Consider the following 15,439-nt stretch of genomic DNA (forward strand, 5'->3'; position numbering starts at 1 on the left):
GCATTTTCCCTGTGGGAGCTGTCGAGCTTTAGCGAGGCTGCGAAGGCGGTGGTGTGGGCGACATCTTCTTTGGCGGAACCACCGCCTTCGCGGGCAAGCCCGCTCCCACAGGGGGAGCGGCGTACAGTCAGAGATCGTAGTTGACCGCCACACTGCGCCCGGTTTTCACCGATTCGAGCGCGCAATCGGCCAGATGCAACGCGTACAGGCCGTCGCGCACGCTTGTGGGCAGCGGGTTGCCGCTGTTCAGCGCGTCGATGAACTGCGTCAGCTCATTGCGGTAGGCATCGGCGTACCGCTCCAGAAAAAAGTGCTGTAACGGCTCCAGCGCTTCGGTGTGTTTGGCACTCCAGTGGCGCAAGGTGCTGGGCCGGTGGTTGTCGGTGAGCAGTACGCCGCTGGTCCCCGACACTTCCACCCGCTGGTCATAGCCATACACCGCCTGGCGGCAGCAGTTGATGTGGCATTGCTTGCCGGAGGCGGTGCGCAGCAACACCATCACGCTGTCGTAATCGTCGATCTCGGCCAGGCTCGGGTCCACCAAGCGGCTGGCGATGGCGCTGACTTCCACAGGTTCTTCGCCGAGCAGGTGGCGGGCGGTGTCGAAGTCGTGGATGGTCATGTCCCGCAGGATGCCACCGGAGTGTGCCAGGTAGTCACGCGGGGCCAGCCCGGGGTCGCGGCTGGTGATGATCACTTGGCGCACCGCGCCGATCTGCCCGGCATCCAGGGCCTGGCGCAGGCGCAGCATGTCGGGGTCGAAACGCCGGTTGAAGCCGAGCATCACCCGCCCACCCTGGCGCTCGACAGCCTGGGCGGCGCTGCGGGCTTTGGCGATGTCCAGGTCGATGGGTTTTTCACAGAGCACCGCCTTGCCTTCGGCCACCGCTGCCAGCAACAGGTCGATATGGGTGTCGGTGGGCGTGCCGATCACCACCGCGTCGATGTCCTTGCGGGTGAGCACCGCCGCACAATCGTAGGCCGCCTCGCAGCCCAACTGTGTGCTCAGCGCATCGACGCCTTCGCGCCAGGGGTCGGCCACCAGTACCAGCGTGGCATTCGGGTGGGCGGCGACGTTGGCGGCGTGGATCTTGGCGATGCGCCCGGCACCCAGAACGGCGATTCTCAGCATGGTCGAACTCCTGGTGTTGTTATTGAGGGAGTGCTTAGTCCGGCAGATTGAACGGCGTGACGATCTGCACCTGGGACGGCGCAATCGGCCCGGCCTTCCACAGCCGGTGGTATTGCAGGATGTGCAGGAACACACTGCGGGCATCGATCTGCAGGTTGTGGTCGATGATCGCGGCGACTTTTTCTTCGAGCAGCAACTGGCGGTTTTCTTCGTCGAGGTCGTGCCCGATGAACACCTCCAAAGGCCGCTCCAGCGCGGCGAACGCGTCGACAATCGCCCGGTTCCCACCGCCCACGCTGTACACCGCTTTCAGCTCAGGGTTGAGTTTCAAGGCCTGGGTGACGCGCTCGAACGTGCGGTCATACACGCCGTAACCACCGCTGATATCCATCACCCGCAGGTGCGCAGCACGACCGCGCAGCCAGGCGCGAAAGCCCATCTCGCGCTCTTCTTCACCCCGGAACAACTCGCTGCCGATCACCACCGCCACGTCTTGAGGTTGCACCGGCAACCAGCGCGACATCAGGTAGGCAGCGGTCTGCCCTGCCGTGCGGTTGTCCATGCCCACGTAGCCGATGCGCTCGCTTTGCGGCAGGTCGGTGACCAGCGTCACCACCGGAATGCCCGCCGCGATCAATTGCTTGACCGCCTGGTTCACCGCCGGCTCATCGGCGGCCTTGAGCACCACGCCCTGGCTGCCGGTGTCGAGGCAACGCAGCAACTGGTCATGCATGGCCTGGGGTTCGATCTCTTCGAACAGGTGAAAACGCGGCGCGATGCGAAACGGCGCCAGGCTGGCCAATTGCGCCACGATGGCCGCCTGCACCGCCGCGCTGAAACGCTGGGGCGTGTGCATGATCACGTCGACATGGAACGTGCGCCCCACCGCCAGGCCGTTTTTCTCCTGGGCCTCCAACTCATCCAACGCCTGCTCGATACGCCGCCGCGTCTGTCCGTGCACGCTGCCGCGCTGGTGAAGCACACGGTCGACCGTGGCTTTGCTCACACCCGCCTGGGTGGCGAGTTGCTTGATGGAGAAGTGTTTGGCGCGTTCGAGCATGGGGTTTGCCTGAGGTGTTTTTGAGGTCTTTTTTGGGCGTTACTGAGGTTTCGCAATGCTAGTCTCAGTTTTGCCCGCCGTCGAGCCGGGCGATGCACAACAACAAAAATTTCAGGAGAACCCCATGCCCCACACCGATCTCGCCACCTCGTTCAGCGGCCAATACTTTGTCGTCACCGGCAGCACCCAGGGCCTCGGCGCTGCGGTGGCCCATACCCTGGCACAGCGCGGCGCCGCCGGGCTGATCCTGTGCGGTCGCCGCCGTGCCCAGGGTGAAGAGCAGGTGCGGCAACTGGCGCAGCTCGATTGCCAGGCGTTTTTTGTCGAGGCCGACCTGGAAAACGTCGAGGACTGCCGCGCGATCATCAAGGCCGCACGCACCCACTTCGGCACCCTGCATGGCCTGGTGAACTGCGCCGGCATGTCCGACCGCGGCACCATCCTCGACACTTCGCCCGAACTGTTCGAGCGCCTGTTTGCGGTGAACGTGCGCGCGCCGTTTTTCCTGATGCAGGAAGCGTTGAAGCTGATGATCAGCACCGGCGTGGAAGGCGCCGTGGTGAATATCCAGAGTGTCACCGGCCATGGTGGCCAGTCGTTCTTGAGCGCGTATGCGGCGTCCAAGGGCGCGCTGGCGATCCTGACCAAGAACGTCGCGTTCAGTGCCCTGCGCAACCGTATCCGGGTCAACGGCCTGAACATCGGCTGGATGGACACGCCCCACGAGGATGAGATCCAGCGCCAGTACCACGGTGCCGAGGACGGCTGGCTGGAAAAGGCCGAAAGCGCACAGCCCTTCGGCCGCCTGCTCAAGCCCGAGGAAGTGGCGCAAAGCGTGGCGTTTTTGCTGTCCCGGGAGTCGGGCATGATGACCGGCGCGGTGATCGACCTGGAGCAAGGCGTGGTCGGTTGCACCGACAGCAGCACCCCGCAACCGCACCAGGCCCTGAGCCTGTCGGGAGGTGTGTGATGTCGGCGTTTGTCACAGGCGACGCCGTGCAACTGGCGGACTTCAGCCGCCTCTGCGCGCAACGCGCCGTCAAGGAGCATTATCCGCTGTGCGCTGAGGTGCTGAGCAATGTGCCGATCTATCAGGCGCGCACCCTGCGTCACACCGACCGCCTGAGCGTGATGAATGAACTGCACCGCCTGTTCCGCGATGGCCCGGGCGTGATGGTGGTACGCGGCGCCTACGAAGACCTTGAGGTGGTCGACCGCCATAGCCAGGTGTTCGAGGCGATCTTTGCCAACGAAGCCGCACAAGGTGTGGCCGCCGACCACTTCGCCAAGGCTGGCAGCAACGGGCGTATCTGGAATTCCCTGCAAAAGGCCGCGTTGCAATCGCCTGAATCGTTTGTCGAGTACTACGCCAACCCGTTGCTGGGACTGATCGCCGAGGCATGGCTGGGCCCGAGCTTTCAGGTCACCGCGCAGGTCAACGTGGTGCACCCCGGCGGCCAGGCGCAGCAGCCCCATCGCGATTATCACCTGGGCTTCCAGACCACCGACGTGGTGGAGCGCTTCCCCCTGCCCCTGCACGTGCTGTCCCAGTACCTGACGTTGCAAGGCGCGGTGGCCCATTCGGACATGCCGCTGGAAACCGGCCCTACCCAGTTGCTGCCATTTTCCCAACAGTACGCCCTGGGCTACCTGGCGTGGCGCCGTGCAGAATTCATCGACTACTTCCAGCAACACGCCGTGCAACTGCCGCTGAACAAGGGCGACCTGCTGTTCTTCAACCCGGCGCTGTTTCACGCGGCCGGCACTAACCGCACACCCGACCGCCAGCGCATGGCCAACCTGCTGCAGATTTCCTCGGCGTTCGGCAAACCCATGGAAGCCCTCGACCGCGACCGCATGATGCTGGCGGTGTACCCGGTGCTGCTGGCAAACACCGCGCTGGATGCCAGCGCCGTAGAGGCCGTGATCGCCTGCACCGCCGACGGCTATTCCTTCCCCACCAACCTCGACACCGACCCACCCCTGCACGGGTTGGCACCGCAAACCGGGCAGCAACTGATGGTGCAGGCCCTCAACGAACGCTGGTCACTGGCGCACTTCGCCGCTGCCGTGGAGCAGCTGCGCGCCAAACGCCAGGCGTGAATCACTCTGTTTGAACAACAACAAAAAATAACGGAGCACCCCCATGAAGAAGCAACTCCTTGCGGCACTCTTTACCCTGGCGATCACCCCGTGGGCGCTGGCGGATATCCGGATCGGCGTGAGCATCGCCCAGGTCGACGATGTGTTCCTCGCACAGATGCGTGACTACATGGCCGCCCACGCCAAGGAACTGCCCGGCGTGACCCTGCAATTCGAAGACGCCCAGGGCGATGTGGTGCGCCAGCTCAACCAGGTGCAAAACTTCACCGCCCAAGGCATGGACGCGATTATCGTCAACGCCGTGGACACCGCCGCCACGCAGAAGATGACCGTCAATGCCCAGCAGGCCAAGACGCCACTGGTGTACGTCAACCGTCGCCCTGAGTTCAAGGAGGTGCCGGCGGGCGTGGGGTATGTCGGCTCCGACGAGATCAAGGCCGGTGAGATCCAGATGCGCTACCTGGCGGAAAAAATGGGCGGCAAGGGCAACCTCGCGATCATGCTCGGGCTGCTGTCCAACAACGCCACCCACAACCGCACCCAGGGCGTGAAGAACGTGCTCAAGGAATATCCGGGCATCAAGATCGTCGAGGAACAAAGCGCCGAATGGCAGCGCAGCAAGGCGATCGACCTGATGAACAACTGGATCGTCTCGGGCACCAAGATCGATGCGGTGGCCGCCAACGCCGATGAAATGGCGATTGGCGCCGCCATGGCGATCAGCCAGGCGGGCATGCAACCGGGCAAGGACATTCTGGTCGCCGGCAGCGACGGCGGCGCCGCCGGGTTGGATGCCGTAAAAAAAGGCCAGTTGCTGGTGACGGCGTACCAGGACAACAAGGGCCAGGCCGTGGGCGCCATCGACCTGGCGATAAAGATGGTGAAGAAACAACCCTACACCGCTGAACTGACCATCCCTTACCAGCAGATCACCAAGGACAACTACCAAGCCTTCCTCAACCCATAATCGCGTCCTGTAGTGAGCGGGCTTGCCCCGCGCCCGCGTCAACCCGGTCACCGCCATTAAGCGGGCAAATCGGGATCTCAGGGGCGCCGGCGCGGGGCAAGCCCGCTCACTACAACACCCCAGCCGTCACAAGGGTGCCCAGGCCGAACAGGCACGCCACGCCGGCCATGTAGGCCAGCGTGCGCCAGGGTTGCCATCCCGCCAGGAACGCCAGCGTGTGCAGTAACCGCGCCAGGGTGAAACCGGCGAACAACCCGGCACCGGCAACGTCTGGGACGTTCAACACCACACATAACCCACCCAACACAAAAAACAGCGGGATATTCTCCAGATCATTCGCCCAAGCCCTCGCCGCCCGGGCGACCTGCGGCAATTCTTCTGGCTGGGCCGCACGCTTGAAAAACGCCGCATCTTCCCGATGAGTAAACGCCAAGCCCCGTAGCCGGAAGAACCCCTGGTAGCAGGAAATCACAAACATCTTCAGGCACAGCACCAGCACACACAGCGCATACACCTTCAGCAGGTCATTCATCCCGGCCTCCATTCATCACCAGATACAGCAGCGGCCCCACCGAGACGAACACCGCCGTCAGCACAACGTACGGCACCAACGACGCCACCGAACGCCCACGCCGGCGGGCATCCCGGTACATCCACACACAGGCCAGCACCGCCATCAGGTAAAGGTCGATAACCACCTGCGCGGTGTCGGGCCGTGACATCAGTTCCAGCCCGAACGCCCACAACGATTGCTGCGCCGTCAGCATCGTGGCCAGGGTGTACATCGAAAAGCCGAGCAATGCAGCGAGGGCGAGATAAGGTCTGCGCATGGTGTCGTCCTTGAAGTGATCGAGGCCCACCCTAGTGATAAGGTGGCGACCCTCGCAATGACCTCGGAGGTCATGAAACCCTCATGGATACGCCCACGCCTGCCGGCGAACTGCTGCGCCAGTTGCGCCGCGACGCCAAATTGAGCCAGCTGGACCTGGCCCTGATCACCGGTGTTTCCCAGCGCCACCTCAGTTGCATCGAAACCGGCCGTGCCACGCCAAGCCCTGGCACGCTGCACCGGGTGTTGACGGCTCTGGATGCGCCGCTGGAACAAGCCAATCGGGTGTTTCTCGCCGCCGGCTACGCCCCGCGCTACGCCGCCACCCCGCTCGCCTCGCCCGCCATGGCGGCAGTGCGCGAAGCGGTCCACCACGTGCTGCATGCCAACAACCCCGCTCCGGCGATTTTGCTGGGCAACCACTGGGAAGTGCTGGCGGCAAATGCCAGCGCTGGCGTGCTGTTCGCGCTGGTCGGCCTGCAGCCAGACGCGGCCGATGGCTTGAACCTGCTCACCACCCTGCTGCAAACGGGCGGCCTGGGCGACCACCTGATCAATGCCGAAGAGGTCCGCACCCTCGCCTGGCAACGGGCAACCCGCGAAGCACTGGGCAACCCCGAACTGGCTGCCTTGCTGGCAACCTTGCCGGTGCCCGACAGCACCGAGCTGCCCACGCAAATGCCGCCGTTGGTGCTGACGCGCATCCGCTCAACCCAGGGCGAGCTGAACTTCCTGTCGACCTTTACCACCTTCGGCATGCCCCAGGACATCACGCTGACCTCGCTGCGAATCGAACACCTGATTCCCGCCAACGAGCACACCTGGCAGGTCATGCGTGCGGCGTATGCCGACCATGCGGCGCTGGTTTTGTGAAATATCTGTACGTAGACTGCCGCCATACCTCCCACTTGAAGGCGGCGAAAAAAACGTGATGCAAGTTACCGAAGTCTCCATTGCCCAATTGCGCACTGCGCTGGAAACCGGCCAGACCACTGCCGTTGAACTGGTCCAGGCGTACCTGGCGCGGATCGATGCCTACGATGGCCCGCAGACCGCGACCGCACTGAACGCCGTGGTGGTGCGCAACCCCAAGGCCCTGGAAGAGGCCCAGGCTTCCGACGCACGCCGGGCCAAGGGCGAAACCCTCGGGCCATTGGATGGTATCCCGTATACCGCCAAGGACAGCTACCTGGTCAAGGGCCTCACGGCCGCTTCGGGCAGCCCAGCATTTGCCAAGCTCACCGCCCATCGTGACGCCTTCACCATTGAACGCCTGCGCGCCGGTGGCGCCATCTGCCTGGGCAAGACCAACATGCCGCCGATGGCCAATGGCGGCATGCAGCGTGGCGTCTATGGCCGCGCCGAAAGCCCGTACAACGCCGATTACCTCACCGCACCATTTGCCTCCGGCTCCTCGAATGGCGCCGGCACCGCCACCGCCGCCAGCTTTGCGGCGTTCGGCCTGGCTGAAGAAACCTGGTCCAGCGGTCGCGGCCCGGCCTCCAACAATGGCCTGTGCGCCTACACCCCGTCCCGTGGGGTGATTTCGGTACGCGGCAACTGGCCACTGACGCCGACCATGGACGTGGTGGTGCCCTACGCTCGCACCATGGCCGACCTGCTGGAAGTGCTCGACGTGGTGGTCGCCGAAGACCCCGACACCCGTGGCGACCTGTGGCGCCTGCAACCCTGGGTACCGATCCCGAGCGTGGCCTCGGTACGCCCGGCGTCCTACGCCGAACTGGCCGTTGGCAGCGCCGCCCTGGCCGGCAAGCGTTTCGGCGTGCCGCGCATGTACATCAATGCCGACCCCGAAGCCGGCACCAGCGAAAAGCCGGGTATCGGCGGGCCGACCGGGCAAAAGATCAACACCCGCGCATCGGTGATCGCGTTGTGGCAAGGCGCACGCCAGGCACTGGAAGCGGCCGGTGCCGAAGTGATCGAGGTGGATTTCCCGCTGGTGTCCAACTGCGAAGGCGACCGCCCCGGCGCGCCGACGGTGTTCACCCGTGGCCTGGTGTCCAAGGAGTTCCTGCACGATGAGCTGTGGGAACTGTCGGCCTGGGCGTTCGATGATTTCCTGCGGGCCAACGGCGACCCGACCTTGAACCGCCTGGCGGATGTGGACGGGCCGAAGATCTTCCCCCACGACCCGGGCACCCTACCCAACCGTGAAGACGACCTGGCCGCGGGCATGGACGAATACGTACGCATGGCCCAGCGCGGCATCACCCCCTGGAATGAAATCAGCACCGTGCCGGACGGTTTGCGCGGCCTGGAACAAACCCGCCGCCTGGACCTGGAAGACTGGATGGACACCCTCGGACTGGACGCCGTGTTGTTCCCCACCGTGGCCGACGTGGGCCCGGCCGACGCCGACGTCAACGAAGCCTCCGCCGACATCGCCTGGAGCAACGGCATCTGGGTGGCCAACGGCAACCTCGCCATTCGCCACCTGGGCGTGCCGACCGTGACCGTGCCGATGGGCGTGATGGCGGACATTGGCATGCCGGTAGGCCTGACGTTTGCGGGGCGTGCCTATGACGACTCCACCTTGCTGCGCCTCGCGGCCGCCTATGAAGCCACCGGCAGCAAACGCCAGATCCCACCCCGCACCCCGGCGCTGACCACGGACTAACACGGTGCCTGTATGAGCCGGCTTGCCGGCGATTGCGGTCTGTCTGGTTCACCGCCATCGCTGGCAAGCCAGCGCCTACAGTTGGGTCGGGGTTTCACCTCAAGCCATGTACGGCACGGCGATCAGCAGGATTGCCGTGCCATGGGCCACGGTGGCGGGTAGCACGCCGTAGCGCAGGCGTACCAGCGCGCAGGCCAGGCCTTCGATCAGGGTGAAGGCCAATATCGGCCAGCCCAGCGAGGTCACGCTCAACGCCAGGAACGCATGGCAGGCCGCAAAGGCCACGCCGCTGATCAACGCCGCCCGCAGGGGTGAGACCTGCTGTTCCAGATAACCCTGCAAGCACCCGCGAAACAGCACTTCTTCCAACGCATTGGCGCCATAGGCCAACACCACCATGCCCGGCAACCACACCCAGTAACCGTGGAAATCGGCAGCGTCGATCCCCTGGTAAATCCGCAACGGCACGCCAATCAAGCCACCCACCGCCAACCCGACCGCCAGACCGGCAACCGGGTTGCCAATGGACCAGCGAATCAGCCGCCACAGCTCCGGCGCCACACGTGACAGCAGCAGGATCAACAGCACCGACAAACCACCCAGCGCCGCCAACACAAACGCATTGGCGGTGAACGCGATCTGCACCTCGCTGCCCAGCCGCCACATGCCCAAAGGTGTCATCGCGTCGCGCATCAGCACAAACGCCGCCAGCACAATCAGGATGCGCATCGCGGTCAGCGCCCTGGGCGTGAGCGCGAACCACAGGCCAAACAGCGCAAGCCCCGGGGCCAGATGAGCCGCGTACCGCACAAGCACCACCATTCCTTCGGTGATCATCGGTTATCAATCCTTGGGGTCAGGCGTGGGCGATGGCGAGCATTTCGATCTCGACGGCGGCCGATTTAGGCAACTGGAACACACCGACCGAGGTACGCGTATGCAGCCCGGCCTCGCCGAGAATTTCATGCAGCAGGTCCGAGGCGCCATTGGCCACTTCGCTTTGCTGGTCGAAGTCCTCGGCACTGCGCACATACACGCCAATGCGCGGAATCGCCTTGACCCGGTCGAGCGAACCCAGCGCCTGCTTGAGCAGCCCCAGGCAGCGCAGCACGCTGATACCGGCAGCCACCTGGGCCTGGGCCAGGGTCAGGCTTTCGCCGACCTTGCCCGGCAGCACAATCGTGTCGCCGACGCGGGGGATCTGGCCGCTGATGTACAGGTGGTTGCCGTCGCGCACCAACGGCGTGTAGTTGCCACCGACCTTGAACGCCTCCAGCAGATAGCCGATACGTTGCTGGGCGGCCTGGTATTTTTCGTCGCGTGTCATGGGCGTATCTCCGGGTTTCGTCGTTGCCATTCTTGCACCACATCGCCCAGTGTCTTGGGCTGGCCGTTGCGAATCCAGGCCATGAATGGCCGGTCGAATTTGAACCCGGGGCCGCAGTGTTCGAGCATGAAGCGGCGAACGTTCTGGGTGTTTTTATAGCGCGGGGTCACGGGGGTGGCGCGGGTGATGGAACCGCTGTGCCAGTCAAAATCCATGCTGTCCCTCGGGGGATGGTTTGTTGTTTCGGCCATAGCATAGCGATGTGCTACTGGTGCAGGAAGCGGCACGCACTGCACGTCTGAAGAACTCAACGTGTTGGGACGTCGTACAAGATCAAACTTCGCTTAGAACAGCTTATCGCTGAATATTTTCGAGATATTTCAAAATTTCACTTTCCTTCTCGACGGTAAATATTGCATGGTTGTACGACGACTCAAGCCGTCGTGTCGCCCCCCACAACAATAAGGAAACACCCATGCAAAACGTCAAAGTGCTGATCGGTTTTCTGTGCCTGTTCACCGGCTACGTCGCAGCAGCGCCTGCCCCTGCCGAAAAGGATGTGGCCCAAGCGGTCGACCAACTGACCCAAGCCATGCTGCACCTGGACCTCAAGCAACTGCACGCGCTGACCTCCGACAAACTCACCTATGGCCACTCCAGCGGCAAGGTGCAGAACAAGGCGCAATTCATCGCCGACCTGGAAACCCACACCAGCGCATTCAAGACCCTTGAGATGCAGAACCAGACCATCACCCTGGATGGCGACACCGCCCTGGTGCGCAACCACTTCCACGCCCTGGCGGTGAACAGCGGCGTCGAAGTGCCGACTGACATCGACAACTTCCAGGTTTGGCAGAAACAGAAAGGCAAATGGCTGCTGATCGGCCGTCAGGCTTACAAGTACTGAGGCCTGTGGGTGAGCCGCGCCCGTCGGCTCACCACACCACGACCTTGCGCACCGCCAGCAGTGCCTCGCGCAGCGCCGGCATCGTGACCGACCCCAATGCCAGGCGCAGCGCATGGGGTACCGTCGCCGACACCGCGAACGGCTCGGCAGTGGACACCGAAATGTTTTCCCGTTGTAGCGCCATGGTGATCTGATCGGCGCGCATGTCTTCCGCCAGCGGCAGCCATAAAAAGTACGACGACGGATGGCTGATGTAATCCACCCCCTTCAACACCTGCGCCGCCAGCGCTTGCCGAGCCTGAGCGTCCTGGCGCTTTTGGGCTTCCAACTGCGCGACGGTGCCGTCTTCGATCCAGCCTACGGCAATCGCACTCATCACCCCCGGCACGTTCCAGGTGGTGGCCATGATGGTGCGTTCCAGGCCCTTCACCAGCGCTGATGGCGCGGCGATAAAACCGACCCGCAAACCGGTGGCAACGCTTTTGGAAAACCCACCGATATACACCGTGCGCTCAGGTGCCAGCGTCGCCATCGGCGGCGGCGCATCCTCCGCCAGGAAGGCGTAAGCCGCGTCTTCGATGATCGTCACGTTATGTTCACGAGCAATCGCCGCCAACCGCTCGCGCTGTTCCAGGCTCATCACCCAGCCCAGCGGGTTATGCAGGGTGGGAATGCTGTAGACCGCCCGCACCGGGCGCTTGCGACACAGGCTGTGCAGATGGTCCAGGTCCGGGCCGTGGGGCGTCACCGCGATGGCGACGATTTCCAGGTGCAAGGTTTCGGCCAGCACCTTGAACCCCGAATACGTCAAGGCATCGACCGCGATTACGTCCCCGGGCTTGAGCAACGTCATCATCGCGACTGCCAAGCCATGCTGGGCGCCACTGACCACCAGCACCTGCTCGGCCTCCACCACCAACCCCCGACTCACCAGATGACGCGCCACCGCTGCGCGCTCATGCAAGCGGCCGGCGTGGGGCTGGTATCGCAACAGCGCTTCCAGGTCGCCGGACAACGCCAATTGGCGCAAGGCGCTGCGCAACAGATCCGCCTGGCCTGGCAGCGAGGGGTAGTTGAAGTTGAGGTCAAGCATGCCGGTGGCCAGGGTCATCTGCCCACTGCCCTGCCCTGGCGGCAAGGCGATTTCGCGCACGAAAGTGCCACGCCCGGTTTCACCGCTGACCAGGCCCATGGCTTCCAATTCCGTGTACACCCGGCTCGCGGTGACCAGCGCCAGGCCGTGGTCGGCGGCCAATTGGCGATGGGTGGGCAAGCGCGTGCCGGGGGGCATTTCGCCGGAGCGAATGCTCTGGGCAAAGGCGTCGACCAAGGACTTGTAGCGAGCGCGAGGCATGGGCGATGTATCCATGACAATTCTTTGATTGTCTTTATCTTCAATCCTAGGATGAGCGCCACGCAACCTTTCTTTTTTCGGGCCTCTCCCCATGGAACGTACTTCACGACTCAGCACCCTGGACACCCGCACCCAGGGTTGGATCAACGGCTTTATCGGCGTGGTGATTTTCAGCGGCTCATTGCCGGCCACGCGCCTGGCGGTGATGGAGTTCGACCCGGTGTTCCTGACCATGATCCGCGCCACACTCGCCGCTGTGCTGGGACTGCTGCTGTTGAAGGCCTTCAAGGAAAAACGCCCCGCACGCCACCAGTGGGTCCCCCTGGCAGTGGTAGCCCTGGGCGTGGTGATCGGTTTTCCACTGCTCACCGCCTTGGCGCTGCAATACGTGACCTCGGCGCACTCCATCGTGTTTATCGGCCTGCTGCCGTTGGCCACCGCCGTGTTCGGCGTGCTGCGCGGTGGCGAACGCCCGCGCCCGGTGTTCTGGCTGTTTTCAGTCCTCGGCAGCCTGTTGGTGATGGGCTACGCCTTGGCCCAGGGCCTGAGCGCGGCACCGGCCGGCGACCTGTTGATGCTGCTGGCCGTGCTGGTGTGCGGCCTGGGTTACGCCGAAGGCGCCAAGCTGTCGCGCAGCCTGGGTGGCTGGCAGGTGATCTGCTGGGCGCTGGTGGTGTCGCTGCCGATAGTGGTGCCATTCAGCCTGGTGCTGGCGCCACACAGCCTCACCGGCATCAGCCTGCCCGCCTGGCTCAGCCTGGGCTACGTGTCGTTGTTCAGCATGCTGATCGGCTTTGTGTTCTGGTACCGCGGCCTGGCCCAGGGTGGCATTGCCGCCGTTGGCCAGTTGCAGTTGCTGCAACCCTTCTTTGGCCTGGCGCTGGCCGCCGGCCTGCTGCATGAGCAGGTCAGCCTGGGCATGGTGCTGGTGACCGTTGCGGTGATCGGCTGCGTGGCCGGGGCCAAGAAGTTTGCGCGCTAGCGCTGAGGCGCAACCATCTTGAACTTGATGTTGATGGCGTCGGACACCACGCTGTTCCCCGCCCATTCACCCTCGCCGATCTTGAAGTCGCCGCGCTTGAGCACAAACTCACCGTCGAACACGCCGATGCCGCTCTGCTCCTTGAGCAGCACATCGATATCCACCGGCTGGGTGATGCCCTTGATCGTCAGGTTGCCGCTGATCTTGAAGCGGTTGTCGCCCAAGGCCTTGACGCCGGTGGACTCGTAGACCCCCACCGGATAGGTCGCGGTGTCGAACCACGAGGCGCGTTGCAACTCGTCATTGGCATCGGGGCTGCCGGCGTCGATGCTGGCCAGCTGGATCTTGAGCAAGGCATGCCCCGCCTCGGGCTTTTGCGTGTCAAACGTCAACGTGCCTTCGAACTGGCTGAAGGTGCCGTACACCCGCTGGCCAAACTGCTGGAAGGTGAAGCTGATCTGGCTGGCGGTGCGGTTGACGTCCTGGTACTCCACGGCCTGGGCACTGGACAACCAGCCGAAGACAAGAGCCAGCAGGACGACTGGGGCCATTCGACGCATCAGGGAACACTCCACAAGAGAAAAGGACACACGTGCTGAGCTAACACCCCATGTCATGGATTTATTCCCATCCGGCGCGTGTCCTGCTAAACAGAGTAGTCGCCCCAGAAAGATAAGGACCTCTCATGCACGCCCCTTCCCTGCAGGACACCACAGCACCCGAAGGCATCTGCTACGGCTGCGGCGGCAGCAACCCGCACGGCCTGCACATCAAGAGCCGTTGGGATGCCGACGGCGTTCACGTGATCGCCGAGCATCTGCCCGACGCTCAATTCACCGGCTGGCCCGACCTGGTCTACGGCGGCCTGATCGCCATGCTGGTGGACTGCCATTCGAACTGGACCGCGATGGCCTACCACTATCGCGCCGAAGGGCGCGAGCCCGGCAGTGCGCCGCGCATCGACTGCGTGACCGGCAACCTCGGCATCAAATTCATCAAGCCGACCCCCATGGGCATTACGCTGACCTTGCGCGCCCGCGTCGAAGGCGATGTGGGGCGCAAGAGCCGCGTGGTCTGCGAGGTGTACGCCGGTGACGTGCTGACGGCCATTGGCGATTCGGTGTTCGTGCGCGTCGACACCGCGCAGTTGGCCGCCGCTGCCCATGGCCGCGAGGGTTGAACCTGGTCTACATTGACGGCCACCGCTAATCGAGGATTGCACCGATGACTCGTCTTACCGCGAAAGACTTTGCCCCCGAATTGCTGGAACTCTACGACGGCTACGCCCACGGCAAGATCAACCGCCGTGAATTTCTCGACCGCGCTGCGCTGTTCACCTTTGGCGGCCTCACCGCCTCGGCCCTGCTCGCCGCCCTGAGCCCCAACTACGCCCTGGCCGAACAGGTGAAGTTCACCGACCCGGACATCGTCGCCGACTACATCACCTACCCCTCGCCCAAGGGCAACGGCACGGTGCGCGGCTACCTGGTGCGCCCGGCCAAGGCCAGCGGCAAGCTGCCGGCCGTGGTGGTGGTGCATGAAAACCGTGGCCTGAATCCCTATATCGAAGACGTGGCGCGGCGCCTGGCCAAGGCCGGCTTCATCGCCCTGGCGCCGGATGGCCTGACCTCGGTGGGCGGCTACCCGGGCAACGATGAAAAAGGCGTGGAACTGCAACAGAAAGTCGACCCCGAAAAGCTGATGAACGACTTTTTCGCCGCCATCGAATGGCTGATGCACCACGACAGCAGCACCGGCAAAGTCGGCATCACCGGCTTTTGCTATGGCGGCGGCGTGACCAATGCGGCGGCGGTGGCCTACCCGGAACTGGGCGCCGCGGTGTCGTTCTACGGGCGCCAGCCAGCGGCCAAGGACGTGCCACACATCAAGGCGCCGATCATGCTGCACTACGGCGAGTTGGATACACGGATCAATGAAGGTTGGCCGGCGTATGAGAAGGCCTTGAAGGCGGCAGGCACCACGTACGAGGCGTTTATCTACAAGGGGGCCAACCACGGTTTCCATAACGACTCGACGCCGCGTTATGACGAAGCGGCGGCGAACCTGGCGTGGGAACGCACTTTGGGCTGGTTTCGCAAATACCTGGCCTAGTTGCAATCAAACATGTGGGAGCGGGCTT

Annotated in this window: 18 protein-coding genes; 9 read left to right on the top strand and 9 right to left on the bottom strand. The window is 63.8% G+C overall.

What is annotated here, in order from left to right; all coding sequences use genetic code 11:
• Positions 1-127: 127 nt before the first annotated feature.
• Positions 128-1,132 carry an inositol 2-dehydrogenase gene (gene iolG / locus M2394_RS03105; RefSeq protein WP_259171594.1) on the bottom strand — a complete coding sequence of 335 codons (1,005 nt, stop codon included), beginning with the start codon at positions 1,130-1,132 and terminating at the stop codon, positions 128-130.
• A gap of 34 nt (positions 1,133-1,166) precedes the next feature.
• Positions 1,167-2,192, bottom strand: a complete 1,026-nt coding sequence (locus tag M2394_RS03110; protein ID WP_178924804.1) for a LacI family DNA-binding transcriptional regulator — start codon at positions 2,190-2,192, stop codon at positions 1,167-1,169.
• Positions 2,193-2,316: 124 nt separating this feature from the next.
• On the opposite strand from M2394_RS03110, the gene M2394_RS03115 reads away from it, so the two are divergent.
• The 3 genes from M2394_RS03115 to M2394_RS03125 are packed head-to-tail and all read left to right on the top strand — an operon-like array spanning position 2,317 to position 5,262.
• Positions 2,317-3,162, top strand: a complete 846-nt coding sequence (locus M2394_RS03115; RefSeq protein WP_259171595.1) for an SDR family oxidoreductase — start codon at positions 2,317-2,319, stop codon at positions 3,160-3,162.
• Entirely contained in the window at positions 3,162-4,295 is a 1,134-nt protein-coding gene (locus M2394_RS03120) for a phytanoyl-CoA dioxygenase family protein (RefSeq protein ID WP_259171596.1), read from the top strand. The genes M2394_RS03115 and M2394_RS03120 overlap by 1 nt, the downstream gene beginning before the upstream one ends.
• Positions 4,296-4,338: 43 nt before the next feature.
• Positions 4,339-5,262 (top strand): sugar ABC transporter substrate-binding protein, encoded by a 924-nt coding sequence (locus M2394_RS03125; RefSeq protein WP_259171597.1) that lies wholly within the window; start codon positions 4,339-4,341, stop codon positions 5,260-5,262.
• A 109-nt stretch (positions 5,263-5,371) separates the two neighbouring features.
• Here the strand turns inward: M2394_RS03125 and M2394_RS03130 are convergent, their stop codons facing one another.
• Both M2394_RS03130 and M2394_RS03135 read right to left on the bottom strand, forming a co-directional pair.
• Positions 5,372-5,794 carry an MAPEG family protein gene (locus M2394_RS03130; protein WP_259171598.1) on the bottom strand — a complete coding sequence of 141 codons (423 nt, stop codon included), beginning with the start codon at positions 5,792-5,794 and terminating at the stop codon, positions 5,372-5,374.
• Positions 5,787-6,092, bottom strand: a complete 306-nt coding sequence (locus M2394_RS03135; RefSeq protein ID WP_259171599.1) for a DUF2834 domain-containing protein — start codon at positions 6,090-6,092, stop codon at positions 5,787-5,789. Before M2394_RS03135 ends, M2394_RS03130 begins: the two co-directional genes overlap by 8 nt.
• 83 nt (positions 6,093-6,175) lie before the next feature.
• Here M2394_RS03135 and M2394_RS03140 point away from each other — a divergent pair, with 83 nt between their 5' ends.
• Positions 6,176-6,964, top strand: a complete 789-nt coding sequence (locus tag M2394_RS03140; RefSeq protein WP_259171600.1) for a helix-turn-helix transcriptional regulator — start codon at positions 6,176-6,178, stop codon at positions 6,962-6,964.
• A 55-nt stretch (positions 6,965-7,019) separates the two neighbouring features.
• Entirely contained in the window at positions 7,020-8,729 is a 1,710-nt protein-coding gene (locus tag M2394_RS03145; RefSeq protein ID WP_178924791.1) for an amidase, read from the top strand.
• Positions 8,730-8,828: 99 nt separating this feature from the next.
• Here M2394_RS03145 and M2394_RS03150 read toward each other — a convergent pair whose 3' ends face one another.
• The 3 genes from M2394_RS03150 to M2394_RS03160 are packed head-to-tail and all read right to left on the bottom strand — an operon-like array spanning position 8,829 to position 10,271.
• Positions 8,829-9,566, bottom strand: a complete 738-nt coding sequence (locus tag M2394_RS03150; protein ID WP_178924789.1) for a CPBP family intramembrane glutamic endopeptidase — start codon at positions 9,564-9,566, stop codon at positions 8,829-8,831.
• Between the two features lie 19 nt (positions 9,567-9,585).
• Complete coding sequence (locus M2394_RS03155; RefSeq protein ID WP_259171601.1) at positions 9,586-10,056, bottom strand: RidA family protein; 471 nt, start codon at positions 10,054-10,056, stop codon at positions 9,586-9,588.
• Positions 10,053-10,271 carry a DUF6434 domain-containing protein gene (locus M2394_RS03160; protein ID WP_178924785.1) on the bottom strand — a complete coding sequence of 73 codons (219 nt, stop codon included), beginning with the start codon at positions 10,269-10,271 and terminating at the stop codon, positions 10,053-10,055. Before M2394_RS03160 ends, M2394_RS03155 begins: the two co-directional genes overlap by 4 nt.
• Positions 10,272-10,531: 260 nt before the next feature.
• On the opposite strand from M2394_RS03160, the gene M2394_RS03165 reads away from it, so the two are divergent.
• The gene (locus tag M2394_RS03165) at positions 10,532-10,963 is read left to right on the top strand and encodes a nuclear transport factor 2 family protein (protein ID WP_176995833.1); all 432 of its coding nucleotides are present in this window, start codon (positions 10,532-10,534) and stop codon (positions 10,961-10,963) included.
• A gap of 28 nt (positions 10,964-10,991) precedes the next feature.
• Here the strand turns inward: M2394_RS03165 and M2394_RS03170 are convergent, their stop codons facing one another.
• Complete coding sequence (locus tag M2394_RS03170) at positions 10,992-12,317, bottom strand: PLP-dependent aminotransferase family protein (RefSeq protein ID WP_259171603.1); 1,326 nt, start codon at positions 12,315-12,317, stop codon at positions 10,992-10,994.
• A gap of 91 nt (positions 12,318-12,408) precedes the next feature.
• Between M2394_RS03170 and M2394_RS03175 the strand changes: the two genes are divergently transcribed.
• The gene (locus M2394_RS03175; protein WP_259171604.1) at positions 12,409-13,299 is read left to right on the top strand and encodes a DMT family transporter; all 891 of its coding nucleotides are present in this window, start codon (positions 12,409-12,411) and stop codon (positions 13,297-13,299) included.
• On the opposite strand, the gene M2394_RS03180 is transcribed toward M2394_RS03175, so the two are convergent.
• On the bottom strand, positions 13,296-13,850 hold the full coding sequence (locus tag M2394_RS03180; protein WP_178924779.1) for a YceI family protein: 555 nt from the start codon (positions 13,848-13,850) through the stop codon (positions 13,296-13,298). The two genes, M2394_RS03175 and M2394_RS03180, sit on opposite strands and share 4 nt — an antisense overlap.
• A gap of 134 nt (positions 13,851-13,984) precedes the next feature.
• On the opposite strand from M2394_RS03180, the gene M2394_RS03185 reads away from it, so the two are divergent.
• Both M2394_RS03185 and yghX read left to right on the top strand, forming a co-directional pair.
• On the top strand, positions 13,985-14,479 hold the full coding sequence (locus tag M2394_RS03185; RefSeq protein ID WP_259171605.1) for a PaaI family thioesterase: 495 nt from the start codon (positions 13,985-13,987) through the stop codon (positions 14,477-14,479).
• A 44-nt stretch (positions 14,480-14,523) separates the two neighbouring features.
• On the top strand, positions 14,524-15,411 hold the full coding sequence (yghX, locus tag M2394_RS03190) for a YghX family hydrolase (protein ID WP_259171606.1): 888 nt from the start codon (positions 14,524-14,526) through the stop codon (positions 15,409-15,411).
• The last annotated feature ends 28 nt before the right edge of the window (positions 15,412-15,439 follow it).

It is taken from the genome of Pseudomonas sp. BIGb0164, assembly GCF_024810135.1.
Taxonomy (GTDB): Bacteria; Pseudomonadota; Gammaproteobacteria; order Pseudomonadales; family Pseudomonadaceae; genus Aquipseudomonas.